Raw genomic sequence first — 26350 nt, forward strand, 5'->3', positions numbered from 1 at the left:
TAACCCCTGTCAAGACCTGCCGCGTCACGGTTCGGGCGCAGTGTCCGACCACCCCGCGATGGGCGTGGCCCCACCGCGGACCGTGATCCCGCCGCTCGCGGTGACGTCCACCAGCAGGATGCTCGGCCGCCCGACGTGCCGCCCCTGCCGGATCACGACGCGGTCCCCAGCCCGAGCGCGCCCGATCGCCCGCAGGTAGGCGCCCGTCGACGCTGCAGCCGACCCGGTCGCCGGGTCCTCGGTGATGCGGCCGACGGGGAACAGGTTCCGCGCCTCGTACTCCCCCGGCCCGGTCGGGTGCAGCACGGTCACCGTCCCGGTCCAGCCGCGCTCGCGCTTGAGGTCGGCCAGCGCCACGGGGTCGAAGCGGAACTGGTGGAAGAGCTCGCGGTCCTCGAGCACGACGACCGGGTTCCAGTTGCCGGCGTAGGGCTCGAGCACGGGGTACCCGTCCGCGACGTCGTCCGGGGTGAGTCCGAGGAGCGCCAGCAGCCGCGCGGGGTCGAACTCGCGCAGGTCCGGCTCGACGCTCGTCATCGCGACCTGCACGGCGCCGTGCTCGTCCAGGGTCGTGTCGAGGGCGACGTCCCCCGCGGCGGTCACGAACACCCGCGGTCCGATGCCGTCCCGCTCGGCGAGCACCACCGCGAGGGCCACGGTCGCGTGCCCGCAGAACGGGACCTCGGCGGCCGGCGAGAAGTACCGCACGAGGACGCGGTCGTCGGTCACCCCGGTGACGAACACGGTCTCTGCGTACCCGACCCGATCGGCGATCGCGAGCATGTCCGCGTCCGAGAGCGCCGCGGCGTCGAGCACCACCCCGGCGGGGTTCCCGCCGTCCGGTCCGGCAGCGAAGGCGGTGTACCGGAGCACGTCGGGTTCCATGGCCCGACGCTAGCGGAGCGCTCGAGACCCCTCGCGGTCCACTCCGCGGTCCGTGGCCCGCATCGATGGAGCAGACGGGAGGCTCGGTGCCAGCTGGCACCGAGCCTCCCGTCCGTCGGGTGTCGCGACGCGCGCTAGTCCACGCGTGCTGCCACGGCGCGACGACGCACGGCCAGCACGCCGGCGCCGGCGGCGAGCAGGAGCAGCGCTGCGGCGACGCCCCCGGCGATGTCGGTCCCCGTGTACGCGAGGCCACCGACGGCCGCCGCCCCCGTCGCGGGGTCGATCGTGATGGTCGTCCAGCCCAGCACGGTGCCGTCCAGCGCGGTGACGACGATGCGGTGGGCACCAGCCGAGGCGTCCGCGGGGACGGTGAGGCGGACCGTGCCGTCCGCCGCGACCGTCTCCGTGCCGAGCAGCACCGGGGTCGAGGTCATCCAGACGTGCACGCGCTCACCGGCGTGCTCGCGGCCGACGCCGATCGTGATCGTGTCGCCCGCGCGTGCGCTGGCCGGCCCGGTCAGGGTGCGGTTCGCCGAGGTGAGTGCGGACTCGGACGGAGCAGCGGGCGACGTGGGCGGAGTCGGCGCAGTGGCACCGGGCTTCGGGGTGGAGCCACCACCCGGGGCCGGCGCAGGGGTCGGGGTGGGCGTCGCGCCCCCGTCACCGGGCGTCGGGACCGGGCTGCCGCCGTCGCCCGGCGTCGGCGTCGGCGTCGGCGTCGGCGTCGGCGTCGGCGTCTCCACCGTGCACGGGTAGGTGCCCGTCCGGAGCGAGAAGCCGTCCGTGTCGTTGTCGTCGGCGTAGAACGTGGCGCGCGCACCCGCAGTGCAGACGTCGGAGATCGCGAAGCCCTCGTTGGCGAGCGTGCGGGACGCGTCGGCCGGGGCCTCGTACACGGTGTCGAGCGTGAAGACGCCGTCGGTGATCGTGTACAGCGCGGTGCGGCCGGCACAGGCGTCGTCGCACACCACCCAGAGCGCGTCGAGCGTCGGGTCGAACTGCACCTCGGCGACCACGCTGAACGGGGAGGCGATGGTGGCCACGCGCTGCGCGGACCCGTCACCCATCAGCGCGTAGGCGTACGTGCTCGCGGTGCCCTCGACACCGACCAGGAACAGCCCGGCGCCGTGGTCCGCGTAGGTCGACGGCGCGTACGCGGCGCCGGTGTGCTCGTCACGGAAGCCGTGCGCGGTCAGCCAGGTGTCCGGGATCCAGGTGACGCCCTCGAGGCCGGCGTTCGCACCGAGCCCGGGGAAGTCCGCCGCCAGGTTCCACTCGTCCGTCGCGCGCAGGGTCGCCTGCGCGCCGTCGGTCGTGGCGAAGCGCAGCACGGACGGGCGGCTCGTCGAGGACACGTCGTTGTCGCGTTCCGTCGACACGTAGACGGCGCCGGGATCGTCGGTGGTCACGGTCACGCCCTCGGCGTCCGGGGTCCCGGAGCCGTCGGCGTAGCGCAGGTCCGTGCCCGCGGCGTTCGACGGCGCCCAGCCGCCCGCACCGTCGGAGACCATGCGGTAGAGCAGCCCGTCGCCGTTCTGCACACCCCAGAGCACGCCGCCGTCCTCCGCGGTGGACGAGGACTGCCAGTCGAGCCCGCTCAGGTCACCCGCGAAGGTGTCGGTGTCGTCGAGCACGGTCTCGTCCGGACCACCGGGCCAGGCCTCGGCGGTGACGACGCCGGCGAAGCGGTTGGTCGCCCCCTTGGTGGCCTCGGCGGTCTCGGCGAAGTCGCCCGTCCCGTCCGGGTTCCGGCCGTACGTGGTCGCGGCGTGCGCGGTCCAGGAGTACGTGTCGACGAGCGTGCCGCCGGGGCTGGACAGCCGCGCGGAGTCCGCCTTGCCGAGTCCGAAGCCGAAGTCGGCCTCGTCGAGCACCGCGAAGCCACCCGCGGCGATCGTGGTGCCGGCCGGGATCGCGTACGCGTGCGTGTCGTCGCCGTCACGGAACACGAACCCGCCGAGGTCCACCGTCGTCGTGCCCGTGTTCACCAGCTCGACCCAGTCGCCGGGGACGCCGTCCTGCGACTCGACCTCGTTGATGCGGACCGGCGATGAGCAGTCGTTCGCGGCGCCCTTCGTCGAGCGCGTGGTGTCGACGAGGTCACCGACGCCGTCGGGGCAGCGCCCGTAGGTGACCTTCGCGTGCTCCTGGTACGCGTACGCGAGCACCTGCGCACCGCTGGCGTCCGAGATCCGGACCGAGTCGGGGTTGCCGAGACCGAAGTCGAAGCCGGGCGCGGTCGTCGACTCCTGGTTCAGCACGAAGTACCCGCCGGCGGGGACGACGGACCCCATCGGCAGCACGTACGGCGTGTGCGTGTCGTCGCTGTCGAGCATCGACCAGCCGCTGATGTCGATCGCAGCGGTCGACGTGTTCGCGAGCTCGACCCAGTCGACGTCGTCGCCGTTCGACTCGACCTCGTTGACGACCAGCCCGGCGGGGGCAGCAGCGGCAGCGAGGGCAGTGGCGGGAGCGGGGGCGGCGGTCGCCGGGCTGCTGGCGAGGACGCATGCCGCGAGCACGGCACAGGTCGCGACGGCGGCGCCGAGGCGCAGGGACGGGGAGGGCATGCAGGATCCTTCGAGGGGAGCGGGTCGGGCCTGCATGACTGTTCAGCATCCGGGCGTCCGGCCGGTGGCCCGGAGGTGAACGGGCGGTGGCCGCGGCGTCCCGCACCGACGACGGACGGGAGGCTCCCCACCGGTCCGGCACCGAGCCTCCCGTCCGGCGGGCCGAACTGTCGTGACGCGCGTCAGCGCCGGATCAGCAGCGCGCTCGCCCGCGGCGACAGCGCCGCGTCGAGCACCAGGCAGGCCGCGCCGACGGCGGCCACGTCGGCCCCACGGTCGGTCTCGACCACGGTCACCGGGTGCTTCGGCACGAGGATCGGCGACTCCGTGATCGCCGCCCGTGCTGCCGGCAGTGCGGCGGCGGCGACCCGCGACCAGAACGGCCCGCCGAACACGACGCGGTCGATGTCGAGCAGGTTGACGATGACGACGGCCGCGCGGCCCATCACGGTGCCCGCCTCGGCCGCGAGCTCGAGGGCGGTCGGGTCACCCGCGTCGATGGCGGCGGCGAAGGCGTCCCAGGCCCGGTCGACCGAGCCGAGGTCCGTGACGTCCCCCAGGTCGAGCCCGCGCGAGGCCGCGATCCGCACGATGCGCTCGGGTGCCACCGCGGCGCCGACCTCGCCGCGGTCCCCCTGTCCGTCCGGGGTGCCGGCGAAGGGTCCCTGCTCGACCATGATGTGGCCGGCGTCGCCCGCGTTGCCCCCGGTCCCGCGCACGGGTTCGTGGTCGACGACGAGCCCGACGCCGAACCCCGTGCCGAAGTACACGAAGGCGAAGTTCCGCGCCGAGGACTCCCCCGCCAGGAACATCTCGCCGACGGCGGCTGCGGTGACGTCCTTCTCCAGGAGCACCGGGTGGCCGGTGGCCTCGGCGAGGGCGTCCCGCAGCGGCACGTCCTTCCACCGCGGCAGGAACGGGGGGTCGAGCACGATGCCGGCGTCGACGTCGATCGGCCCCGGGCTGGCGATGCCGACCCCGAGGACCGCGTCGGCGTCGACGTCGGAGGTCCGCACGAGGTCCTCGACCGCCGAGGCCATCGTCCGCACGACCTGCTCGGGGTCGTCCGCCGTGGGTGTCGACGTCGTGGTGGAGGCGACCACGGTGCCGGCGAGGTCGAGCAGCACGTACGTCACGACGGCGGGGTCGATGTGCACGCCGACGGCGAACCGGCTGCCCGGCTCGAGGCGCAGGATCGTGCGGGGCTTCCCGCGGCCGGACACGACCGTGCCGGACTCGACGATCATGCCCGCTTCGATGAGGAAGCGCGTGACGTTCGAGACCGTCTGCGCGCTGAGGCCCGTGCGCCCGGCGAGCTCGACGCGGCTCAGCCCGTCGGGCGAGCGGCGGACGGCGTCGAGCACGACCGTGCGGTTGAAGCCGCCGATCGACGGCAGGTTCGCGCCGCGCCGGTGTTCCGCCATGTCGCGACCATACCGCGCAGCCCGTCCTCCCCCGGGAGGATGACACGACTGGCCCCAGCAGTGCTCGCACCGTTAGCCTGACCGCATGACGGACCTCCGCCTCGAAGAACTCTCCGCCTCGACCGCCGCCGCGGCCAACTCCCTGACGCTCAAGCCAGGGCAGGAACAGTTCGTGCAGCCCACCACGTACGGTGTCGCCGAGTCGGACGTCAAGCCGAGCGCCTCGTGGCCCCGGGTCGTGCTCGACGGTGACGAGGTCGTCGGCCTCATCATCGGCAGCTTCGACGCCGACAACGCGCAAGAGGAACTGCAGGCCTGCATCTGGCGCGTCAACGTCTCGGGCACCGCCCAGGGCCGTGGCGTCGGGCGCTTCGCCGTGCACGGCCTCGCCGACGAGGCCCGCAAGCGCGGCTTCGAACGCCTCACCGTCGTCTACGAACCCGGTGAGGGCTCCCCCGAGGACTTCTTCCGCGCCGTCGGCTTCGAGGTCGTCCGCGAGACCCAGTACGGCGACCACTTCGCGGTCCTCTCCCTCTGATGCCCCCGGCCGCCGTCGGCCCACACCCCGACGACGAGCGCCCGGACCCGGCTGACTTCGGTGCCGCCGTCGCCGAGGTCGTGCGTGCCACCCCGCCCGGTCGTGTCATGACGTACGGGGACGTGGCCGCAGCGCTCGGCTCCCGTGCGTCGCGTGCCGTCGGCAAGGTCATGGCCCACGAGGGCTCCGACCTGCCGTGGTGGCGCGTGGTCCGGTCCGGCGGGTTGCCGCCGGTCCGGCACGAGGCACGCGCGCTGGAGCACTACCGCGTCGAGGGCACGCCGCTGCGCTGGCGAGACACGGCCTGGAGGCTCGACATGCCCCGTGCGCGCTGGTCTCCGGAGCCGTTCGGTCACGAACCGATAACGGAGCCGAACTGATCCAAACCGCTGCGGCAGGGGCGCCGAATCACTGTCACAACCGGGAAACACCCGGGGCGCTCACCAGCCGCACAACGCTGGTTCTCCACCCTCAAGCGGGGTGTGTTCGGCGTGTAATCAGCAAAGGACCCACCATGCGCAAGATCACCAAGACCACGGTCTCCCTCGCCGCCGCTGGCGCGATCATCCTCACCGGTGCCGGGTTCGGCGTCTCCGCCGCGCAGGCCACCCCCACGATCCACACGGTCGCCTCGTCCTCCTCCAAGATCCCCGCCCCCGTCGCGTCGGTCCCCGAGGTCCTCGGTGGCGACACCTCCGTCGCCCTCGACAAGGGCTTCACCGACGCCCTCACCTCCCTCAAGCTCACCCCCGGCGTCTCCGGCACCGCGAAGCTCGCCGACGGCGCCGTGTCGTTCCCGATCACCGCCGGGTCGGTCACGTACTGGAGCCCGGACGGCAACTACCGCCCCTACGTGCAGGGCCTGCTCAACCACGACGACTCCGGTCTGACCCTGAAGGCCGGCGACACGACCGTCACGCTGGAGAACTTCGTCGTGAACCCCGGCTCCTCCAAGCTCTACGGCGACGTCCTCGTCAACGGTGAGGTCGCAGCCCCGAACGCGTACCTGTTCTCCCTCCACGGTGGTTCGCTGAAGGCCCTGCAGCTCGAGGGTGACAACGCGATCCTGACCGGCACCACCGTCCACGTCTCCGCCGACGCCGCGAAGCTGCTCAACAGCACCTTCAAGACCGACGCCGTCAAGGCAGGCCTCCTCGTCGGGACCGCCACCATCACCGCCCAGATCAAGTAACACCCCGCGGGGCCACCCGCACAGCAGCACCACACACGAGAACGCCGCCCCGATCACGGGGGCGGCGTTCTCTGCGTTGCACGGGAGTTCCGGCGTCACGGGCGCATCCGATGCTGGTTCCCCTCCGCGGCGGTGACGAATCCGGTCGTCTCCGCCCGAGATCCCCGAACCAGATCCGTCACCCCGCAGGCAGAACCACCTCGCCGACGGACAGCGCGCCGATGGAAGACCTCGCTCCGCACGAATCCACCCATGACGCACGTGATGGGAAGCGGAAACGCGCGTCGGAGGTCGGAACGAACGACCGCCTACGCGCGGAACGACCCGCGACGCGCCATAGGACCCCCTACGCGCGAAAGGACTGCCGACGCGCGAAAGGACCCCTCCGCGCGGAAGGACCCGCGACGGGATGAACGACCCGCCAGGCGCGGGACGACCGACTGCACGGGCGTCAGACGTCGAAGCGGGCGCCCTCCGGGTTCGACGGCAACAGGAACATCACGAACAGCACGAGCGACCCGATGCCGGGCACCGCGTGCAGGAACTGCCAGAAGCCGGAGCGGTTCGTGTCGTGCAGCCGACGGGCACCGAGCGCCAGGGACCCGACCAGCGTCACCACGACCCAGAGCACGAACAGGTAGGACCCGACCGGGTTCTCCAGCAGCGGGCTGTCGGGCGTGAAGGCCTGCGGGACGAGCTGCAGCACCAGGCCGATCCCGAGCGACGTGATCCACCACCACCAGAACTCCGAGCGCGAGGCCCGTCCGGTGAACACGGTGTACTTCCGCCAGAAGCGTCGGAGCGCCTCGGTGAAGGGCGCACCGACGAAGGGGTCCCGGAGGGCCACACCGCCGGGCTGCGGGCTGTCGTCACTCATGCCGCCAAGCCAACCACGTGCGCTCGGGCGTTCGCGCCCCGGACGCACATCGCGCCCCGTCAGGACGGGGCGCGATGTGTGGTGCGGGCGCGATCCACGAGGGACCACAGCGAGACCTACACGAGCGAGTCGCGCCAGGCCGCGTGCAGCTGGGCGAAGCGCCCCGTGCCCGCGATGAGGTCGGCGGGGGTGCCGTCCTCGACGATCTCGCCGTACTCCATCACGAGCACCCGGTGGGCGATCGCGACGGTGGACAGGCGGTGGGCGATGATCACGGCGGTGCGGTCGGCGAGCAGGGTCTCGAGGCCCTCCTGCACCAGCCGCTCCGACGGGATGTCGAGCGACGCCGTGGCCTCGTCGAGGATGAGCACCTTCGGGTCCGCGATGAACGCCCGCGCGAACGAGAGCAGCTGCCGCTGGCCCGCCGAGACGCGACCACCGCGCTTGTTCACGTCCGTGTCGTATCCGTCGGGCAGCGCCATGATGAACTCGTGCGCCCCGACCGCCTTGGCCGAGGCCTCGATCTCCGCGCGGGACGCCCCGGGCTTGCCGAGCGCGATGTTGTCCGCGACGGTGCCGGAGAACAGGTACGCCTCTTGTGTGACCATGACGATCGCGCGGCGCATGTCGTTCGTGTCGAGGTCGCGCAGGTCCACGCCGTCGAGCTTCACCGAACCCTGGGTCGGGTCGTAGAAGCGCGCCATCAGCTTGGCGAGCGTCGACTTGCCCGCACCCGTCGACCCGACCAGCGCGATCGTCTGCCCGGACGGGATGTGCAGGTCGAACGCCGGCAGCACGACCTTGCCCTTGTTGTAGGCGAACACGACGTCGTCGAAGTCCATCTTGCCGCGGGCGTCCGCCAGCTTCGTCGGCTTCACGGGGTCCGGCACGCTGGGCCGTTCCTCGAGCACGCCGGAGATCTTCTCCATCGCGGCCGAGGCCGACTGGTACCCGTTGTAGAACATCGCGAGCTCCTGCGCCGGGTCGAAGAAGCGCTTGGCGTACAGCGCGACCGCGAGCAGCGCACCGACCTCGAGCGTCCCGCCGACGACCCGGAAGCCGCCGACGATGACGACCGCGGCGAGCGTGGCGTTGCCGATGAGCACGAGCACCGGGTCGAAGGTCCCGAACAGGTTGAACACCTTCGTGTTCGAGACCCGGTAGTCCTCGACGAACCCGCCGTACTCGTCGCGGTTGCGGGACTCCTTGCGGAAGGCCTGCACCGCGCGGATGCCCGTCATGGTCTCGACGAAGTGCACGATGACGCGCGCCGAGGCCACCCGGGTGGCACGGAACAGCGTCTGCGAGTTCGTCTGGAACCAGCGGATCAGGAACCACAGCGGCACGAGCGACACCGCGAGCACCAGGCCCGAGGTCGGGTCGAGCACCACGAGCGCCACCGCGGTGAACGCCATGTAGAGCACGCCCTGGATGAGCTGGTTCAGCCCGGAGTCGAGCAGCTCGCGGATGGAGTCGAGGTCGCTCGTCTGGCGCGAGATGATCCGGCCCGACGTGTAGGTCTCGTGGAACTCCAGCGACAGCCGCTGCGTGTGCAGGAACACCCGCTTGCGCAGGTCGAACAGGATCGCCTGGCTGATCCGGGCCGCGAGCACGGTGTACCACGCGGTCAGGACGGCACCGAGGACCGCGACGACGATGTACGTGGCCACGACCGCGAACGCCGGGACCCAGTCGTTCTGGTCGAGGACCGCCGGCAGGGCGTTGTCGATGCCCCACGCGATGAGCGCCGGGCCGGCGACGGTGCCCGCGGTCGAGATGACCACGACGACCCCGAGCAGGACCAGGCGCATCTTCAACGGTGCTGCGAGGGACCCGAGCAGGGCGAGGGACCGGCGCCGCAGGCGCTTGCTCTCCGCCTTGGTGAAGTCCTCGCGCTCCTCGCCGCGCACCCCGAGCGTGGTGATCGAGGCGGTGACGGGTGCGGCAGCCTGCGCGGCCGCGGTGTCCTGCAGTTCCGGGTCCGTGCCTCCTGGCCGGTCGGTGGTGCCGATGGGCTGGGCGGGGGTGCCGAGGGTCTGGTTGGTGTCTCCCTGCTGGCTCATGCCATCGCCTCCTCTCGTGCGGTCGCGTCGTCGTCGTCGAGCGACGAGATGACGTAGCGGTAGTGGTCGTTCGTGGCCATCAGCTCCGAGTGGGTGCCGACGGCGGTGATGACGCCGTTCTCCATGAGCGCGACGCGGTCCGCGAGCGTGACCGTCGACGGACGGTGCGCCACGATGAGCGACGTGGTCTCGGCGAGGACCCGGCGCAGGCCGGCCTCGACCCGGGCCTCGGTGTCGACGTCGAGTGCCGACAGCGGGTCGTCCAGGACGAGCACCGACGGCCGCGCAGCGATCGCACGGGCGAGCGCCAGCCGCTGCCGCTGCCCGCCGGAGAGGGACAGGCCCTCTTCCCCGACTCGGGTGTCGACGCCGTCGGGCAGGTCGTCCACGAAGGACGCCTGCGCGATGTCGAGCGCCTCGCGCATCAGCGTCTCGGCTTCGTCACCGGTCACGTCCGGGCGACCGAGCAGCACGTTCTGCCGCACGGTCGTCGAGAACAGGGTGGCGTCCTCGAAGGCGACGCCGACGTGGCGTCGCAGTTCCTCGCGGGTGAGGTCGCGGATGTCGACGCCGTCGATCGTGACCGAGCCGCCGGTCACGTCGTACAGCCGGGGCACGAGCGAGAGCAGCGTCGTCTTGCCGCAGCCGGTCAGGCCGACGAGCGCCATGGTCTCACCGGGCTCGAGCCGCAGTTCGACCCCGTTGATGAGGTCCGGGTACTGCGCGGCCGAGTCCTGGTACCGGAAGTGCACGCCGTTGAAGGCGAGCGCCCCGTGCGGCTCGACGATCGTCTTCGGGTGCTCCGGGTCGGTGATCGTGTTCTCGGAGTCCATGACCTCGAAGAAGCGGTCGACCGCGGTGCGCGTGTCGAACGTCATCGAGAGCAGGAACCCGATCGACTCGATCGGGAAGCGGAGCACCGTCGCGGTGGCGAAGAACGCGAACAGCTGGCCGACGCTGAGCTGCCCCTGCGACGCCAGCCAGATGCCGGCGAGCAGGCAGAGCGCGAACGCGACGTCCGGCACGAGCAGCAGCCACAGCCAGATGCTCGCGACGGCCTTCGCCTTCTTGATCTCGGTGCCGCGGAGGGCCTCGGCCTGCTCGCTGAACTCCTCGAGCTTGTAGCCGCCGCGACCGAACGCCTTGAGCACGCGGATGCCGTGCACCGACTGCTCGACGCTCGTCGCGAGGTCACCGACCTGGTCCTGGCTGCGGCGCGCGACGACGGAGTACCGACGCTCGAACAGCAGCCCGTTGATCCAGAGCGGGATCGACGCGATCAGGAAGATCAGGCCGAGCAGCCACCCGAAGGTGAACAGCACGACGAACCCGACGACGATCGTGACGAGGTTCACGACGAGCAGCACGACGCCGAACGCCAGCCACCGGCGGATCAGGGACAGGTCGGACACGGACCGGGACAGCAGCTGCCCGGACTCCCACCGGTCGTGGAACGCGACCGGCAGGTCCTGCAGCTTGGCGTACAGCGCGTTGCGCATGCTGGTCTCGATGCGGGTGGACGGACGCATCACCAGGCGGCGGCGCGAGGCGATGAAGAAGGCCTCCAGCACACCGAGGGCGAGCACACCGAGCCCGGCGGGCCAGATCTGCGACGAGTCCTTCGACGACATCGGGCCGTCGACGAGCCACTGCAGCACGTAGGGGATGGCGAGCGCCACGAGGGAGGCACCCATCGCGGCGGCCATGCCGGCGATGATGCGGCCCTGGTAGGGCTTCACGTAGGGGTGGATCCGCGCGATCGCGCGGAAGGTGGACGGGCGCGCCGTGGTGGGCGACTTGGACATGCGTTGCGTCCTCATGCGTCAGCCGGGTACCCCGGGTCGGGCCGTCCGGACGCCGCCCGTGTCGGGGGGCGTCGTCGATCCGGCACCGGCCTGGAGGCTCGGTGTGCGTTGCGTGGTCATCATCGGCCGGGCGCGTGGTGGCGCCTCCGCCGTCACTCGCGTGACGTCGGTCGGGCCGGAGGGCACCGGGGGACTCGTCGTCCCTCGGGGATCCAGCGGGTGGTACGCGTCGTCGTGGTTGCAGCGACGCGCGGCCGTGGGAACGGCCTGACTAGACGGCGGCCGCCACTCGTCGTCGCGGCGCGGGAGTGGTCCCACGTGCGGGAGTGGTCCCCACGGCGGACGCCAGACCTGCACGGGCGGGCGTCGCCTCGGATCGGGTCATGTCGTCCATCGTCACTCCAGTCGTCGTCATCGTCACCGTTGTGTCCGCGGTGCCACCGACCCCAGGGGGCCGTCGGCGGTGCTGTCGCGGAGCCTTACAGGATATTCAGAGGGAGTCAGCAGCGCAATGGGGTGTCGCGATTTGTTCACTTCAGTGGAAGAAGTGGCGCTCCCCGGTGAAGTACATCGTGACGCCGGCAGCCGTGGCCGCGGCGATCACTTCTTCGTCGCGGACGCTGCCGCCGGGCTGGGCGACCGCGCGGACCCCGGCGTCGAGCAGCACCTGCAGGCCGTCGGCGAACGGGAAGAAGGCGTCCGACGCCGCGACGGACCCGGCAGCGCGGTCGCCGGCACGGTTCACCGCGAGGTGGCAGGAGTCCACGCGGTTGACCTGGCCCATGCCGACCCCGACGCTCGCGCCGGCGTTCGCCAGCAGGATCCCGTTCGACTTGACCGCGCGGGATGCCTTCCACGCGAACGCCAGGTCGGCCAGGGTGGCGTCGTCGGCGGGCTCCCCCGCGACGAGGTCCCACGTCGACTGGTCGAAGGCCGTGAAGCGGTCGGCGTCCTGCACCAGGAAGCCGCCGGAGATCTGCTTGACCTCGCGCGGGGCCAGAGCGAAGTCGGCGGGCAGCGTGAGCAGGCGGATGTTCTTCTTCCGCGACAGGATCTCGAGGGCCTCGGGATCGAAGCCCGGGGCGACGACGACCTCGGTGAAGATGTCCTTCACGGTCTCGGCCATCGCCACGGTGACGGGACGGTTGGCGGCGATGACCCCGCCGAAGGCCGACAGCGGGTCGCAGGCGTGGGCGGCAGCGTGTGCGGACGCGATCGGGTCGACCGCGTCGGGAGCACCCACCGCGATGCCGCAGGGGTTGGCGTGCTTGATGATCGCCACCGCGGGCTCGGTGAAGTCGTACGCGGCGCGGACCGCTGCGTCGGCGTCGACGTAGTTGTTGTACGACATCTCCTTGCCGTGCAGCTGCGTCGCCTGCGCGATCCCCGTGCCGCCGGCCTGCGTGTAGAGCGCTGCGGCCTGGTGGGCGTTCTCGCCGTAGCGGAGCGTCGCGGCGAGGTCCGCGCCGAACGACAGGTGCGACTCGAAGGTCCCCGGGGTCTCGAGGTCGTGCCCGACCGGCTCGGCGTCGACCACGTCGGACGCGAAGTACGACGCCACGGCGGTGTCGTACGCAGCGGTGTGCGCGAAGGCCTGCGCAGCGAGGCGCTTGCGGAGCGCGAGGGTGGTGCCCCCGGCGCGGACGGCCTCGACCACCTCGGCGTACGAGGAAGGCGACACGACGATCGCCACGTTCGGGTGGTTCTTCGCGGACGCGCGGACCATCGCCGGGCCGCCGATGTCGACGTTCTCCACCACGGTCGCGGTGTCGGCACCGGACGCCACCGTCTCGACGAACGGGTACAGGTTCACCACGACGAGCTCGAAGGCCTGGATCCCCAGGTCGGCGAGCTGCTGCTCGTGCGACGCCAGCCGCAGGTCGGCGAGGAGCCCCGCGTGCACGGCGGGGTGCAGGGTCTTCACGCGGCCGTCGAGCGACTCCGGGAAGCCCGTGACGCTCGCCACGTCGGTGACCGCGTACCCGGCGTCGCGGATGGTCTGCGCGGTGGACCCGGTCGACACCAGCTCCACGCCGCTGTCGGCCAGGGCACCGGCGAGCTCGAGCAGGCCGGACTTGTCGCTCACGGAGATGAGGGCACGACGCACGGGGACGACGTCCCGCTCGCGGTACAGGCTGGGGTCGGCGGCGTGGACGCTCATGCGCTCGTGGTGCCCTTCAGGTCGGTGGTGCCGGTGGCGATGTCGAGGACGGTCTGGATGAGCAAGCGCCGCTCGACGGGCTTGATGCGGTCGTGCAGCGTCGACTCGGAGTCGCCCGGCAGCACCGGGACGCGCTCCTGCGCCAGGATCGGGCCGCTGTCGACGCCGTCGTCGACCTTGATGACGCTGGCGCCGGTCTCGGTGACCCCGGCGGCGAGGGCGTCGCGGACACCGTGCGCCCCGGGGAACTCGGGCAGGTACGCGGGGTGGGTGTTGATGATCCCGGGGCCGAACTCGGACACGACCGACGGCGGCAGCAGGCGCATCAGCCCCGAGAGCACGAGGAGGTCCGGCGACCAGGGCCGGATCTGCTCGGCGAGCGCCTGACCCCACGCGGCGCGGGAGTCGTACCGCGCGAAGGGCACCGAGAACGTGGGGATCGAGTACTCCTCGCCGAGGCCGAGTCCTTCGGCGTCGCGGTCGGCACCGATCGCGACGACGCGGGCGGGGTAGTCGGCGTGCCGGGTCGCCTCGAGCAGGGCCCGGAGGTTCGAGCCGGTACCGGAGATCAGGACGACCAGTTCGAGCACGTCCACCAGCCTAGCGGCGGGGTGCGCCGTGCGACGCCGTCAGCGGTCGCCCTGTGGACGGCGCCACCACGGCAGCTCGTCCTCGGGCACCTGGTCGGTCTGGTCCCAGCGCTTCGTCGGGGTCGTCGGGGTCGTCGAGGTGGCCGGGGTCGTCGGCGCTGCCGGCTGCTCGTCGACGTCGTCGCGTCCGGCGACGAACTCCTCGGTGCTCCAGGGGAAGGCGGGCTGCTCGTCACGGGCCCCCGCTGCCTGGGGCGCCGCGGGGCGGTGCCGGTCCGGGCGGTCGTCCGGGGTCGTGTCCGCGCGCTCGGCGTCGGCTCCGGTGACGCGGTCGCGGAGGCCCCCGGCTCGCTCGCGCAGGTCGCTGGCGCGGCTCCGCAGCCCACCCGCGCGCTGCTTGAGTCCCCCGGCACGGTCGCGCACACCGTCCGCGGCACCTCGGAGCCGGTCACGCATGCCGCCCGCGCGCTCGGTCGTGTCCGCGGGCACGTCGGCGACGCCGCCCGTGCGCGCCCAGTCCGGCAGCTCGACGTGGCGGTCCGTGTCGGCGGCTGCGAGTGCGGGTGCGGTCGTGGGTGTCTCCGTGCCCGTGTCGGACTCGGACGCGGTCGTCCGGCCCACCGGGTGGTGCGCCTCCTCGACCACGAAGCGGTGCGTACCGGTGGTGCGTCCGGCCCCGGCTCGTTCGAGGGCGTCGAGGAGCGAGCCCTCCGACGGCACCTCGACGGGCTCGTCGCTCTCGTGCCAACGCTCCCGGCTCCAGGAGCGCTCAGGCAGTCGGACGAGGTCCTGCCCGACGGCGAGGGCGACCACCGCGGGCACGCCGACCTCGAGCGCGGCGAAGGCACCGACGACCAGGGCGTGAGGTCCGACGTCGGCGAGACGCCCGGGTCCGAACGACCCCGACGACACCCAGGCGACCGCACCCGTGAGCAGCCCGGCGACGATGCCGGTGGCCACGCCCCCGAGTGCCCGGTGCAGGGCGCTGTCGGCGGACCCGAGCGCACGGACGAGCCGCGGACGCATGAGCCCGCCGGCCGCGAAGCCCGCCAGCACCGGCACGAGGACCCAGAGCAGGCCGAAGGTGTGCCCGGACGCCGGCAGGGCACCGAACACGGGCAGACCGGGGATCGGGCCGAGGGCGGTGCCGATCGGCGAGACGCTCGACCCGGTGCCGATGGCGAAGCCCGGACCGACGAGCCACGCGGTGGCCCAGGCGACGAAGTCGGGCAGGAACGCGAGCTGCCCGACGGTCAGGGCGATGCCACCGAGGAATCCGGCGTGCGAGCGTTCGTAGAGCGTGATGACCTCGGCGAAGGACCCGAGGAGCAGGAAGCCGACCAGGACCCCGGCGACGGCGACCACGCACGCGGTCGCGGCCGTTCCGGCACGGAGCCCGAAGCCCGCGATCGAGCGCCACACCGCGGGCACCCGGTCGAGCTGGTCGAGGACGCGGGCGGTGACGGGGTCGGGGCCGAGCCCGCGGCGCCGACGGCAGACCTCGGCCGCGACGAGCGCCGGGATCCCGAACCACAGCGCGGGGAACACGACGGCCTGCCACACGCTCGGCTGCGTCGCGGCGGAGGTCGAGGACAGCGCCAGTCCGAGTCCGAGCAGCGCCACCGCGGCCGTGCCGACGAGCACCCCGGTCACGCGGTGCTCCGTCTCGGCGAAGCGTCGGCCGGCACGGGCGCCGAGCCAGACCGTCACGACGGCGAAGCCGAGCGCCGCGAGCGTCACCGGGATCGGGGCCGCGGCGCCGTTCACGCCGGAGGCCTTCGCGACCGCCGAGCCGAGCAGGAACGTCACGTCGACGCCGTGCCCGACGAGCCACACGCTGCCGGCGGCCTTCCAGAAGACGTCCCAGTCGACCTGCAGGCCGTACTCGAAGCCCCAGAGCAGGGTCAGCGGCACCAGCGCGATGCCGACGCCCACGCCGACCGTCACGAGCGCCTCGACGGCGGCGAGCAGAGCGGTTCCCAGGCGGTTCATCGCAGCGAGGATACGTGCCCGGCCACGGGAACGACGGGAGGCTCGGCGCGGAACCCGCACCGAGCCTCCCGGCAGCACACCGCTCAGCGAGCGGCGACCACCTCGCGCAGCAGCGCGGCGGTCTCGGACGGCGTCTTGCCGACCTTGACGCCAGCGGCCTCGAGGGCCTGCTTCTTCGCCTCGGCCGTGCCGGCGGAACCGGACACGATCGCTCCGGCGTGGCCCATCGTCTTGCCCTCCGGCGCGGTGAAGCCCGCGACGTAGCCGACGACCGGCTTGGTGACGTGCGCCTTGATGTACTCGGCCGCGCGCTCCTCGGCGTCGCCACCGATCTCGCCGATCATCACGATGGCCTCGGTCTCGGGGTCGGCCTCGAACGCGGCGAGCGCGTCGATGTGCGTCGTCCCGACGACCGGGTCGCCGCCGATGCCGATGGCGGTCGAGAAGCCCAGGTCACGCAGCTCGTACATCATCTGGTAGGTCAGGGTGCCCGACTTCGAGACGAGGCCGATCGGGCCCTTGCCGGTGATCGTCGCCGGGGTGATGCCGACGAGCGACTCCCCCGGGGTGATGATGCCGGGGCAGTTCGGCCCGATGATGCGGGTCTTCTCGCCGAGCGCCTTGGCGTGTGCCCAGAACTCCGCGGAGTCCTGCACGGGGATGCCCTCGGTGATGACGACGACGAGGGGGACCTCGGCGTCGATGGCCTCCATCACGGCGTCCTTCGCGAACGCCGGCGGGACGAAGACGATCGAGACGTCGGCACCGGTGGTGTCGACGGCCTCGCGCACCGAGCCGAAGACGGGCAGCTCGACGTCGCCGTGGGTGACGGTCGTGCCGGCCTTGCGGGCGTTGACGCCGCCCACGACCTGCGTGCCGGCCTTGAGCATCAGGGCGGTGTGCTTGGTGCCCTCGCCGCCGGTGATGCCCTGGACGATGACCTTGGAGTCCTTGGTGAGGAAGATCGACATGGTCAGTCCCTTCAGGCCGCGGCAGCGGCGAGTTCGGCGGCCTTCTCGGCCGCGTCGTCCATGGTCGCGGCGACGGTGACGAGCGGGTGCGCTGCCTCCGCCAGGATCCGTCGGCCCTCTTCCACGTTGTTGCCGTCCAGGCGGACGACGAGCGGCTTGGTGGCCGCGTCGCCGAGGATGCCCAGCGCGGCGACGATGCCGTTCGCGACGGCGTCGCAGGCGGTGATGCCGCCGAAGACGTTCACGAAGACGCTCTTGACCTGCGGGTCGCCGAGGATGACGTCGAGGCCGTTGGCCATGACCTCGGCCGAGGCGCCGCCGCCGATGTCGAGGAAGTTGGCGGGCTTCACGCCGCCGTGGCGCTCACCGGCGTAGGCGACGACGTCGAGCGTCGACATGACGAGCCCCGCGCCGTTGCCGATCACGCCGACCTGGCCGTCGAGCTTGACGTAGTTGAGGCCGTGGGCCTTCGCCTTGGCCTCGAGCGGGTCCTCGCTCGCGGTGTCCTCGAGCGCCTGGTGGTTCGCGTGCCGGAAGTCGGCGTTCTCGTCGAGGGTGACCTTGCCGTCGAGCGCGACGATCTGGCCGTCACCCGTGCGGACGAGGGGGTTGACCTCGACGAGGGTGGCGTCCTCGCCGGCGAAGACGTCGTAGAGCTTCACGAAGACGCTCGCGACCTGCTCGACGAGCTCGTCGGGGAAGCCGGCCTGGCGGGCGATGGCCTCGCCTGCTTCCTGGTTGATGCCGGTCAGCGGGTTGACCTCGACGCGGGCGAGCGCCTCGGGCTTCTCCACCGCGAGCTGCTCGATCTCCATGCCGCCCTCGACGCTCACGAGCGACAGGTAGGAGCGGTTGGCGCGGTCGAGGAGCACGGAGAAGTAGAACTCCTCGGCGATGTCCGCGCCCTGGGCGACCATGACGCGCTGCACGGTGTGGCCCTTGATGTCGAGGCCGAGGATCGCCTGCGCGTGCTCGAAGGCCTCGTCCGGGGTCTTCGCGACCTTGACGCCGCCGGCCTTGCCGCGGCCACCGACCTTCACCTGCGCCTTGACGACGACCACGCCGCCGATCTGCTCGGCTGCTGCCTTCGCCTGCTCTGGGGTGTCGGCGATGATGCCCTGCAGCACAGGGACGCCGTAGGACTCGAAGAGGTCCCTGGCCTGGTACTCGAAAAGATCCACGCTGTTCTTCTTCCCGCACGGTGTCGTGCGATCGGCATCGGTCATCCGGTCGCAGCGCTCAGCATCGAGGGTCGCTCGATGTCGAGACAACGGCCGTGACCGAGCCTAGCGGTGGCGGGTGAACGCCGGGTGCGCCCGGACCCGAGCCGTCCGATGGCCACGACGCGCACCCGTGGCCGTGTCGCGCACTGCCGAGCAGACCGCAAGCAGCCGCTCGGCACGGTGGACCGATGCACGACGCACTCCGCTCCCAGGCCGCCGACGTCTTCGGCTGGCAGCTCCGCCCGGACCAGCAGACGGTCATCGACGCCGTCCTCGAGGGGCGCGACGCCCTGGCCGTGATGCCGACCGGCTCCGGCAAGTCCGCCACCTACCAGGTGGCCGGTCTGGCGCTCGACGGGCTCGTGCTCGTCGTCTCGCCGCTCGTCGCCCTGCAGGAGGACCAGGTGGTCGGCCTCGCGGAGCACCCCGACGCCCCGCGGGCCGTCACGGTGAACGCCACGAAGCGCTCCCGCGACCTGACCGAGGCGTGGGACGCGGTCACGGCGGGCGAGGTCCGCTACGTGTTCCTCGCACCCGAGCAGCTGGCGAAGGAGGACGTGCAGGAGCGGCTCCGCGCAGCCGGGGTCGCTCTGGTCGCCGTCGACGAGGCACACTGCGTGTCCTCGTGGGGGCACGACTTCCGCCCGGACTACCTCGGGCTCGGCGAGGCGATCGAGCGTCTCGGACGCCCGCCGGTCCTCGCGCTCACCGCGACGGGTTCCGCCCCCGTGCGGGACGACGTCGTCGCCCGGCTCGGCATGCGGGACCCGCTGGTGCTCGCCGCCGGGTTCGACCGGCCGGAGCTGCGGCTCGAGGTGCGCCGTCACCAGGACGAGGACGCCAAGCGCGAGGCCGTCGTCGACCAGGTCGCCGGTCTCCAGGGCGTCGGCATCGTCTACGTCGCCACCCGGGCCGAGACCCTCGTCTACGCGGACGAGCTCGTGGAGAGCGGGCGGGTCGCCCAGCCGTACCACGCGGGTCTCCGGGTGAAGGACCGCGAGCGCGTCCTCGCCGGGTTCCGCGACGGGTCCGTCGAGGTCGTCGTCGCGACGAGCGCGTTCGGCATGGGGATCGACAAGGCCGACGTCCGCTTCGTCGTGCACGCGGACGTGCCCGAGTCGGTCGACGCCTACTACCAGGAAGTCGGTCGCGCCGGCCGTGACGGCGACGCCGCCCTCGCGACCCTGCACTACCGCGCCGAGGACCTCGGCCTGCGCCGGTTCTTCGCTTCCGGCAGCCCCGCGCCGAAGTCCCTGCGCGCGGTGTTCGACGCGGTGCCCGAGGACGGCGCGATCGCCCGCTCGGCACTGCCGGACGCGTCCGGCATGGCCGCCCGCACCGCCGGCCGCGCCGCGAACGCCCTCATCGACGCCGGCGTCCTGGTCGACGGGCACGACGGCATCGCCCGTGCCGACGACGCACCGGCGAGCGCCGACGCCGCCGTCAGCGCCGCGAAGGAGCGCGCCCGGGAGCGGGAGCAGATCGAGGAGTCCCGGATCGCGATGATGCGCCAGTTCGCCGAGACGAACGGCTGCCGTCGCCAGTTCCTGCTCGGGTACTTCGGCGACGAGCTGCCCGAGCCCTGCGGCAACTGCGACACGTGCACGTCCGGCACGGCGGAGCAGACGCACGCGGCCGACGGCAGCCACGACGCCGAGTGGCCGCCGGACGCCGCGGTGGAGCACTCGCAGTGGGGCCACGGCACCGTCATGAGCACCGAGGACGACCGACTGACGGTCTTCTTCGAGTCGGCCGGCTACCGCACCCTCGCCCTGGCGGACGTCGAGGAGCGCGGGCTGCTCGAACGGGTCTGAGACGACGCCCACGGGGGGACGCGCGGTCGCTCCACCAGACGGCGGCGACCGCGCTCCACTCCCCCGAGCAGAGGCGAGTGTGCCCGGTCGTCATGACCACCCGGTGACGCGCCGGTGAACGCCGGGCGACGACGCACCCGGGTCCGCGGCGTTCGGGGTGCGTCCAGTGCCCGGGGCGTATCCAGGAAGCCCGACCGAAGGAGAACCACCATGAGCGACCCCGGCATCAGCCCCGTCGACGACTTCGACTCCCAGGCACGCCGCGACGACGACATCGACCGCGAACACGTCGGCCCGTACGAGGTCGACGAGACCGAGGAGTCCCTCGAGACCGTCACGAACGACGCCGTCGCGGGCGAGACCGTCGAGCCGCAGCCGGGTGACGGCACCGACGACGGCCCCACCGGTGGTGCACCGCGCGAGGCCTCGGCCGACCTGTGGGAGCACGACGACGACTCCGAGCGCCCCGACCTCGGGAACGACCTCGGCACGAAGCCGCTCTGAGCGCCACCCCGGCACGTGATGACGGTGCCGTGAGCAAAGACCAGTCGGGAGGCTCGGTGCCGGACGCGCACCGAGCCTCCCGTCCGGTGCGTGGCCGGGACCACGCCCTCGCCCGCTTCCTCGCCGACAGCACGCCCGTCCTCGCCGGCGGGCGCGCGATCCTGCTGCAGATCGCGGACCCGGTGGTCGCAGCCGGCGTCCGCCGGCACTCCGACTTCGCCAGGCGCCCGCAGCAGCGGCTCGCCCACACGCTGATGTACGTGTACGCGGTGGTGATCGGCTCGTCGGTGGACGCGGCCATGGCGACCGCGTTCGTGGACCGGGCGCACGTGCCCGTCGCCGGCGCGGACGACGTCGACCGGCAGCTCTGGGTCGCGGCGACGCTCTACGACTCGGCGCTCCGTGCGCACGACGCCTTCGGCGACCAGGTCCCCGCCGACCTGGCCCAGCGGGTGCTCGATGCCTACGCACCCCTCGGCGTCGCGCTGCGTGTCCCCGCGGACCGCTGGCCCGACTCAGTCTCCGCCTTCGAGGCCTACTGGGACCGCACCCTGGCGGGACTCCGCGTCACGGACGACGCCCGCGGGGTCGTCCGCGACCTGCTGCACCCGCGGTTCGCACCGTTCTGGGTGCGCGCCGCGATGCCCCTCGTCCGGATCGTCACCGTCGGGCTGCTGCCGGACCCCGTGCGTGTGCAGTACGGCTTCGCCTGGGGCCCTCGGGAGGAACGCCGCTTCCGCCGGGTGACGACCGGGCTGCGCCGGGTGCGTGCGGTCGTGCCGGGTGCGCTCCTGCGCCTGCCGGGACCGCTGCTGCTCCGCGCGATGCGGCGGATGGCCGACCGACACTGACCAAGTTCTTGTCAGTCTGACAAGTACCGTGCTACGGTCGGGTCATGGCAGTCGAACTCAGCACCCGGGACAGCCGGGGCACCCAGACGACACCGACGTTCTCCACGATGCGGTTCCCCGCGGGTGAAGCCCACGTCAAGGTGTCGGACGACCACGCCGACGCGGGGGACCTCATCGAGATCGCGACCCTCCGTGGCGCGAGCGGCGACGACCTGATGATGCTCGGCATGTGGGCCGACGCCGTGCGACAGCGCGGCTCGAAGTCCGTCGCACTCGTCCCGTACCTGCCCGGCGCACGACAGGACCGCGGCATCCCCTTCGGGGCGAAGGTCTACGCCGACGTCCTCAACGGCTTCGGCATCGACCAGGTCATCGCGTTCGACCCGCACTCCCCGGTCATCGTCGGGCTCGTCGAGCACCTGACCGTGGTCACCAGCGAGCGGGTCGTGCGTGACGCCGTGGTCGGCGCTCCCGGCACCGAGCAGCGATACCAGGGCATCATCGCCCCGGACAAGGGCGCCGTCGCCCGGGCCACCGCCGTCGCCGAGGCGTGCGACCTGCCCGTGTACAAGGCCGAGAAGCACCGCAACCCCGACACCGGCAAGCTCGACGGGTTCAGCTGTGAGCCGCTGCCCGACACCGGCCGCTTCCTGGTGGTCGACGACATCTGCGACGGCGGCGGCACCTTCATGGGCCTCGCCGGCTCGACCGGCCTGCGCAAGGACCGCCTGGGCCTCTGGGTCTCGCACGGGGTCTTCTCCGGCCGGGCCACGGCGCTCGCGGAGCACTTCGGCGAGATCGTCACCACCGACTCCTACCCGGCGCAGTCCGAGGTCCCCGGCCTCGTGACCGTCCCCCTCACCCCCTTCCTGACGGAGCAGATCCGATGACCGACCAGACCACCACCATCGGCACCACGACCGACACCGGCACGACCGCCGCGGGCATCGCGCCCCGCATGACCGCGCCGAGCCCCATCGCCCCGCTGCTCGCCGTCGACGGCTACAAGCACTCGCACCGGCAGGTCTACCCCGAGGGCACCACCCGCATCCTGATCAACTGGACGAACCGCTCGAACGCGCACATGCCCGAGTCGACGCACGCCGTGGTCTTCGGGCTGCAGGCCTTCATCCAGCGCACGCTCGTCGAGTCCTGGGCGCCGTTCTTCGCGGCGGACGAGGACCTCGTCTGCGACCTGTTCGCGCAGGCGCTGCAGGGGTACTTCGGCCCGAACCACATCGGCGTCGACCACGTCCGCGCCCTGCACCGCCTGGGGTACCTGCCGCTCGTGATCCGGGCGCTCCCCGAGGGCACCCTCGCCCCGATCGGCGTCGCGACCCTGACCGTCGAGAACACCGTCGACGAGTTCTTCTGGCTGCCGAACTACATCGAGACCGCGCTGTCGGCGTCGATCTGGCACCCGTCCACCGTCGCCACGAAGGCGCTCGAGTACCGCGACCTGATGGAGGACTGGGCAGCCCGCACCGGCGCCGTCCCCGAGGGCATCGACTTCGCGGCCCATGACTTCTCGTTCCGCGGGCAGTCGAGCATCGAGTCGGCCGCCGCCGGCGGCGCCGGCCACCTCCTCTCGTTCCTCGGCACCGACTCGATGCCGACGCTGGACTTCGTCGACCGCTACTACCCGGGCGACAACGGGATGGTCGCCGCCAGCGTCCCCGCCACCGAGCACAGCGTGATGTGCGTCCGCGGGGCCGAGGGGGAGCTCGCGACCTTCGAGCAGATCCTCGACGTGTACCCGACGGGCATCGTCTCCGCGGTCAGCGACGGCTTCGACCTGTTCAAGGTCCTCACCGAGACGCTCCCCCAGCTCAAGGACCGCATCATGGCCCGCGACGGCAAGCTCGTCATCCGCCCCGACTCCGGCGACCCGGTCGACATCGTCACCGGCACCGTGCACGACGTCGACGAGACCGCCCTCACCGACCCGGCGCGCAGCCACGAGGAGAAGGGCGTCGTCGAGCTGCTCGACGAGCTGTTCGGCCACACCGTCAACGCGCAGGGCTTCAAGGTCCTCGACCAGCACATCGGGGTCATCTACGGCGACAGCATCACCCTCGACCGGGCCCGTCGCATCTACGAACGCCTGGCCGCCAAGGGGTACTCGAGCGACAACATCGTGCTCGGCATCGGGTCGTACACGTACCAGTACATGACCCGCGACAACCTCGGCAGCGCGGTCAAGGCGACCTGGGCCCTGGTGGACGGCGAACCCGTCGACATCCAGAAGGACCCGAAGACCGGCAGCGGCAAGAAGAGCGCGAAGGGCCGCATCGCCCTGCACCGGGACGCGACCGGCGAGATCCGCCAGTCCGACCAGGCGAGCACCGCGGACGAGGACACGAGCCTCCTCCAGCCCGTCTGGGTCGACGGCCGGTTCCTCGTGCACCAGTCCTTTGCCGACGTCCGCGCGACGCTCCGGCGCGAGCGCACGGAGCGCGCGGCACGACGGGCGGCGGCGTCGGCGTGACCGACCCGTCCCTGACCCGCGACCAGCCGCTCATCGCGATCGACGTCGTCCCGATGTCGTTCACGGCGAGCGGCGGGTTGCGGGTCGCCACCGCGCGTCGGCTGTACGACCCGTACGCCGGCCGGGAGGCCCTCCCCGGCGTGCTCCTGCAGCCCACGGAACTCCTGGTCGACGGGGCACGGCGCGCGCTCGAGACCAAGACCGGGATCAGCCGGCCGGCGGTCCGGCACCTCGCGCAGGTCGGGGCGTTCGACGGACCCGACCGCGACCCCCGCAGCGCGGCGATCAGCATCGCGTTCGTCGCCGTGGTGGACGTCGCCGGCGCCGACGCGACGGACACGCGCGCGGCGACCGACGGCCCTGCCGGTGGCCCCTCGCCGGTCTGGCGCGAGGCAACCGGGGCCGAGCCGAGCCTCCCGTTCGACCACGACCGGATCATCGAGGCCGCCGTCGACGACGTGCGGACCCGGCTGTGGCGCGACCTGCCGCTGACCCGCGCGCTCCTCGGGCCGCGGTTCACGACGGCGGACGCGTCGCGGCTGCAGACCGCGCTGTCCGGTGCCGCGCCGGACCCCGGCAACCTCAACCGGGCGCTGCGGACGAACCCGGCGCTGGAGCGCCTGGCGGAACCGGCGTCGACCGGCTCGCGCGGTGGACGTCCCCCGGCCGTCTGGACGTGGACGGACTGACGGGCGTTGGCTGGGGGCATGGCTTCTGCTCCGCTCTCCGGTGACACCTCGTTCGCGTTCCCCGAGTTCGACGACCCGCCCGCCTCCCCCTTCGACGTGGCCCGTGCCTGGCTCGCCGGGGCCGAGCAGGACGACGTCGCCGAACCCCTCTCGATGACCCTCGCCACCGCCGCCGACGGGATCGTCACCGCCCGGACCGTCGACGTGAAGACGATCGACGACCGTGGCCTGCTGTTCGGGACCTCGACCGAGAGCCCCAAGGGCCGCCAGCTCGCCGCGAACCCCGCCGCCGCACTCCAGGTCTACTGGCGCGAGACGATGCAGCAGCTCCGCTTCGAGGGGGTCGTCGTGCGCCTGTCGGACGCCGAGTCGGACGAGCTCTTCGCCGCCCGTTCGCCGAAGTCCCGGGCGGCGACCGCCGTGGCCGCGCAGTCGGCACCGCTCGACGGCTCCGTGCAGGACCTCATCGACGACGCGAACGCCCTGCTCGACGACGCCGGCGACGACGTCCCGCGGCCGGCGTCCTGGGCGGCGTGGCGCCTCGAGCCGGTGTCGGTCGAGTTCTGGCACGGCAGCCGCGACCGGATGCACCGGCGGCTGCAGTACCGGCTGACCGACGACGGGTGGTCGTCGGGCGTGCTGCAGCCCTGACGCTGACGCGGGTCGCTGGCCGGTCGGGTCGTCGTTGCGTCGGGTCGGCGTTGCGGCGGGTCGTCGTTGCGGCGGGTCGTCGTTGCGGCGGGTCGTCGGTTCGGCGGGTCGTCTGTTCGTCGGTTCGTCGGGAGGCGCGTTCTGCGGACAGGACTCGACCCCGCTGGTTCTCTGAGTGGACCACAGCGGGCGGTCGCCGCCCGCCAGTCCCGAGGAGCACCATGCGAGACGACCGCGACGTCGACGACTCCACCTCTGAACAGCGCGAGGAGGACGCCCCGGCACGCCCCGTGCTGCAGCTGTACGGCGCGGAGTTCTTCGGGACGTTCCTGCTCGTCTTCGGCGGGGTCGGCACCGCGCTGTTCGCCGCGGCGTTCCCCGACGCGGACAACGCCCTCGGCGTCGGGTACCTCGGGGTGGCGCTCGCGTTCGGCCTCACGCTCGTGGCGGGCATCAGCGCCGTCGGGCACATCTCCGGCGGGCACTTCAACCCCGCGGTGACGCTCGGGCTGTGGGTCGCGGGCCGCACCGACGCGAAGCACCTGGTCGGGTACTGGGTGGCGCAGGTCCTCGGCGGCGTCGTCGCGACGAGCATCCTGGCGGCGGTCCTCGCCGGCAAGCCGGGAGCCCTCTCCGCCGCCAGGGACAGCGGCTTCGCGTCGAACGGCTTCGGGTCGGGCTCGCCCGGCGGCTACGGGCTGTGGTCCGTCCTGCTCGTCGAGGTCGTGCTGACGGCGGTGTTCCTCGGCGTGATCCTGTCCGTGACCGCGAAGCCGGAGTACCGCGCGCTCGCCCCGATCGCGATCGGCCTGACGCTGACGCTGATCCACCTCGTGTCGATCCCCGTCAGCAACACGTCGGTGAACCCGGCGCGGTCGATCGCCGCGGCGGTCTACGGCGGTGCGCAGCCGCTCGGGCAGCTGTGGCTGTTCATCGTCGCGCCGCTCGTGGGTGCGGCCATCGCCGGTGTCGTCGTGCGGTTCGGCAGCGGGCGCGCGGTCCGCTAGCGCGGTCGGCGGCGGCGGCGGCCGGCGGCGGCGGTCGGCGGCGGTCGGCGGC

22 protein-coding genes are annotated in these 26350 nt (G+C 72.4%); 11 read left to right on the forward strand and 11 right to left on the reverse strand.

The window, feature by feature from the left end; translation table 11 throughout:
- Positions 1 to 24: 24 nt before the first annotated feature.
- The 3 genes from OVA28_RS02205 to OVA28_RS02215 all read right to left on the reverse strand — a co-directional run bounded on the left by OVA28_RS02205 (position 25) and on the right by OVA28_RS02215 (position 4882).
- The gene (locus tag OVA28_RS02205; RefSeq protein ID WP_268095603.1) at positions 25 to 885 is read right to left on the reverse strand and encodes a PhzF family phenazine biosynthesis protein; all 861 of its coding nucleotides are present in this window, start codon (positions 883 to 885) and stop codon (positions 25 to 27) included.
- Positions 886 to 1019: 134 nt separating this feature from the next.
- Positions 1020 to 3458: a lamin tail domain-containing protein gene (locus OVA28_RS02210; protein ID WP_268095604.1), complete on the reverse strand. Its 2439-nt coding sequence runs from the start codon at positions 3456 to 3458 to the stop codon at positions 1020 to 1022.
- 182 nt (positions 3459 to 3640) lie between these two features.
- Positions 3641 to 4882 (reverse strand): ROK family transcriptional regulator, encoded by a 1242-nt coding sequence (locus OVA28_RS02215; RefSeq protein ID WP_268095605.1) that lies wholly within the window; start codon positions 4880 to 4882, stop codon positions 3641 to 3643.
- Positions 4883 to 4967: 85 nt separating this feature from the next.
- Here OVA28_RS02215 and OVA28_RS02220 point away from each other — a divergent pair, with 85 nt between their 5' ends.
- The 3 genes from OVA28_RS02220 to OVA28_RS02230 all read left to right on the forward strand — a co-directional run bounded on the left by OVA28_RS02220 (position 4968) and on the right by OVA28_RS02230 (position 6612).
- Positions 4968 to 5420, forward strand: a complete 453-nt coding sequence (locus OVA28_RS02220; RefSeq protein ID WP_071273916.1) for a GNAT family N-acetyltransferase — start codon at positions 4968 to 4970, stop codon at positions 5418 to 5420.
- Positions 5420 to 5800 (forward strand): MGMT family protein, encoded by a 381-nt coding sequence (locus tag OVA28_RS02225; RefSeq protein WP_268095606.1) that lies wholly within the window; start codon positions 5420 to 5422, stop codon positions 5798 to 5800. The genes OVA28_RS02220 and OVA28_RS02225 overlap by 1 nt, the downstream gene beginning before the upstream one ends.
- A gap of 134 nt (positions 5801 to 5934) precedes the next feature.
- A complete protein-coding gene (locus OVA28_RS02230) occupies positions 5935 to 6612 on the forward strand; it encodes a hypothetical protein (protein ID WP_194661312.1) in 678 nt (225 codons plus the stop codon).
- 451 nt (positions 6613 to 7063) lie between these two features.
- Here OVA28_RS02230 and OVA28_RS02235 read toward each other — a convergent pair whose 3' ends face one another.
- The 8 genes from OVA28_RS02235 to sucC form a co-directional block, all read right to left on the reverse strand.
- Positions 7064 to 7489 carry a DUF805 domain-containing protein gene (locus OVA28_RS02235; RefSeq protein ID WP_194663125.1) on the reverse strand — a complete coding sequence of 142 codons (426 nt, stop codon included), beginning with the start codon at positions 7487 to 7489 and terminating at the stop codon, positions 7064 to 7066.
- Positions 7490 to 7605: 116 nt separating this feature from the next.
- Positions 7606 to 9414: an ABC transporter ATP-binding protein gene (locus OVA28_RS02240; RefSeq protein WP_194663141.1), complete on the reverse strand. Its 1809-nt coding sequence runs from the start codon at positions 9412 to 9414 to the stop codon at positions 7606 to 7608.
- A 134-nt stretch (positions 9415 to 9548) separates the two neighbouring features.
- Positions 9549 to 11357, reverse strand: coding sequence for an ABC transporter ATP-binding protein (locus OVA28_RS02245; RefSeq protein WP_268095607.1), 1809 nt, complete (start codon positions 11355 to 11357; stop codon positions 9549 to 9551).
- A 535-nt stretch (positions 11358 to 11892) separates the two neighbouring features.
- Positions 11893 to 13518 carry a bifunctional phosphoribosylaminoimidazolecarboxamide formyltransferase/IMP cyclohydrolase gene (purH, locus tag OVA28_RS02250; RefSeq protein ID WP_268095608.1) on the reverse strand — a complete coding sequence of 542 codons (1626 nt, stop codon included), beginning with the start codon at positions 13516 to 13518 and terminating at the stop codon, positions 11893 to 11895.
- The gene (purN, locus tag OVA28_RS02255) at positions 13515 to 14108 is read right to left on the reverse strand and encodes a phosphoribosylglycinamide formyltransferase (protein ID WP_194663122.1); all 594 of its coding nucleotides are present in this window, start codon (positions 14106 to 14108) and stop codon (positions 13515 to 13517) included. The genes purH and purN overlap by 4 nt, the downstream gene beginning before the upstream one ends.
- A 39-nt stretch (positions 14109 to 14147) precedes the next feature.
- A complete protein-coding gene (locus OVA28_RS02260; RefSeq protein WP_268095609.1) occupies positions 14148 to 16100 on the reverse strand; it encodes a cell division protein PerM in 1953 nt (650 codons plus the stop codon).
- 83 nt (positions 16101 to 16183) lie between these two features.
- Positions 16184 to 17071 carry a succinate--CoA ligase subunit alpha gene (gene sucD / locus OVA28_RS02265; RefSeq protein WP_194663120.1) on the reverse strand — a complete coding sequence of 296 codons (888 nt, stop codon included), beginning with the start codon at positions 17069 to 17071 and terminating at the stop codon, positions 16184 to 16186.
- A gap of 11 nt (positions 17072 to 17082) precedes the next feature.
- On the reverse strand, positions 17083 to 18252 hold the full coding sequence (gene sucC, locus OVA28_RS02270; protein WP_194663119.1) for an ADP-forming succinate--CoA ligase subunit beta: 1170 nt from the start codon (positions 18250 to 18252) through the stop codon (positions 17083 to 17085).
- Between the two features lie 230 nt (positions 18253 to 18482).
- Between sucC and OVA28_RS02275 the strand changes: the two genes are divergently transcribed.
- The 8 genes from OVA28_RS02275 to aqpZ all read left to right on the forward strand — a co-directional run bounded on the left by OVA28_RS02275 (position 18483) and on the right by aqpZ (position 26298).
- Positions 18483 to 20108 (forward strand): RecQ family ATP-dependent DNA helicase, encoded by a 1626-nt coding sequence (locus OVA28_RS02275; RefSeq protein ID WP_268095610.1) that lies wholly within the window; start codon positions 18483 to 18485, stop codon positions 20106 to 20108.
- A gap of 210 nt (positions 20109 to 20318) precedes the next feature.
- Complete coding sequence (locus OVA28_RS02280; protein WP_194663116.1) at positions 20319 to 20612, forward strand: hypothetical protein; 294 nt, start codon at positions 20319 to 20321, stop codon at positions 20610 to 20612.
- A 29-nt stretch (positions 20613 to 20641) separates the two neighbouring features.
- The gene (locus OVA28_RS02285) at positions 20642 to 21463 is read left to right on the forward strand and encodes an oxygenase MpaB family protein (RefSeq protein WP_268095611.1); all 822 of its coding nucleotides are present in this window, start codon (positions 20642 to 20644) and stop codon (positions 21461 to 21463) included.
- A gap of 44 nt (positions 21464 to 21507) precedes the next feature.
- Positions 21508 to 22353, forward strand: a complete 846-nt coding sequence (locus OVA28_RS02290) for a ribose-phosphate pyrophosphokinase-like domain-containing protein (RefSeq protein WP_268095612.1) — start codon at positions 21508 to 21510, stop codon at positions 22351 to 22353.
- Positions 22350 to 23951, forward strand: a complete 1602-nt coding sequence (locus OVA28_RS02295) for a nicotinate phosphoribosyltransferase (protein ID WP_268095613.1) — start codon at positions 22350 to 22352, stop codon at positions 23949 to 23951. Before OVA28_RS02290 ends, OVA28_RS02295 begins: the two co-directional genes overlap by 4 nt.
- A complete protein-coding gene (locus OVA28_RS02300) occupies positions 23948 to 24640 on the forward strand; it encodes an NUDIX domain-containing protein (protein WP_268095614.1) in 693 nt (230 codons plus the stop codon). The genes OVA28_RS02295 and OVA28_RS02300 overlap by 4 nt, the downstream gene beginning before the upstream one ends.
- Before the next feature lie 18 nt (positions 24641 to 24658).
- A complete protein-coding gene (locus OVA28_RS02305) occupies positions 24659 to 25291 on the forward strand; it encodes a pyridoxal 5'-phosphate synthase (protein WP_268095615.1) in 633 nt (210 codons plus the stop codon).
- Positions 25292 to 25512: 221 nt separating this feature from the next.
- Positions 25513 to 26298 (forward strand): aquaporin Z, encoded by a 786-nt coding sequence (aqpZ, locus tag OVA28_RS02310; protein ID WP_268095616.1) that lies wholly within the window; start codon positions 25513 to 25515, stop codon positions 26296 to 26298.
- Positions 26299 to 26350 lie beyond the last annotated feature (52 nt).

This window comes from Curtobacterium sp. SL109 (assembly GCF_026672405.1).
In the GTDB taxonomy this organism is placed as follows: domain Bacteria; phylum Actinomycetota; class Actinomycetes; order Actinomycetales; family Microbacteriaceae; genus Curtobacterium.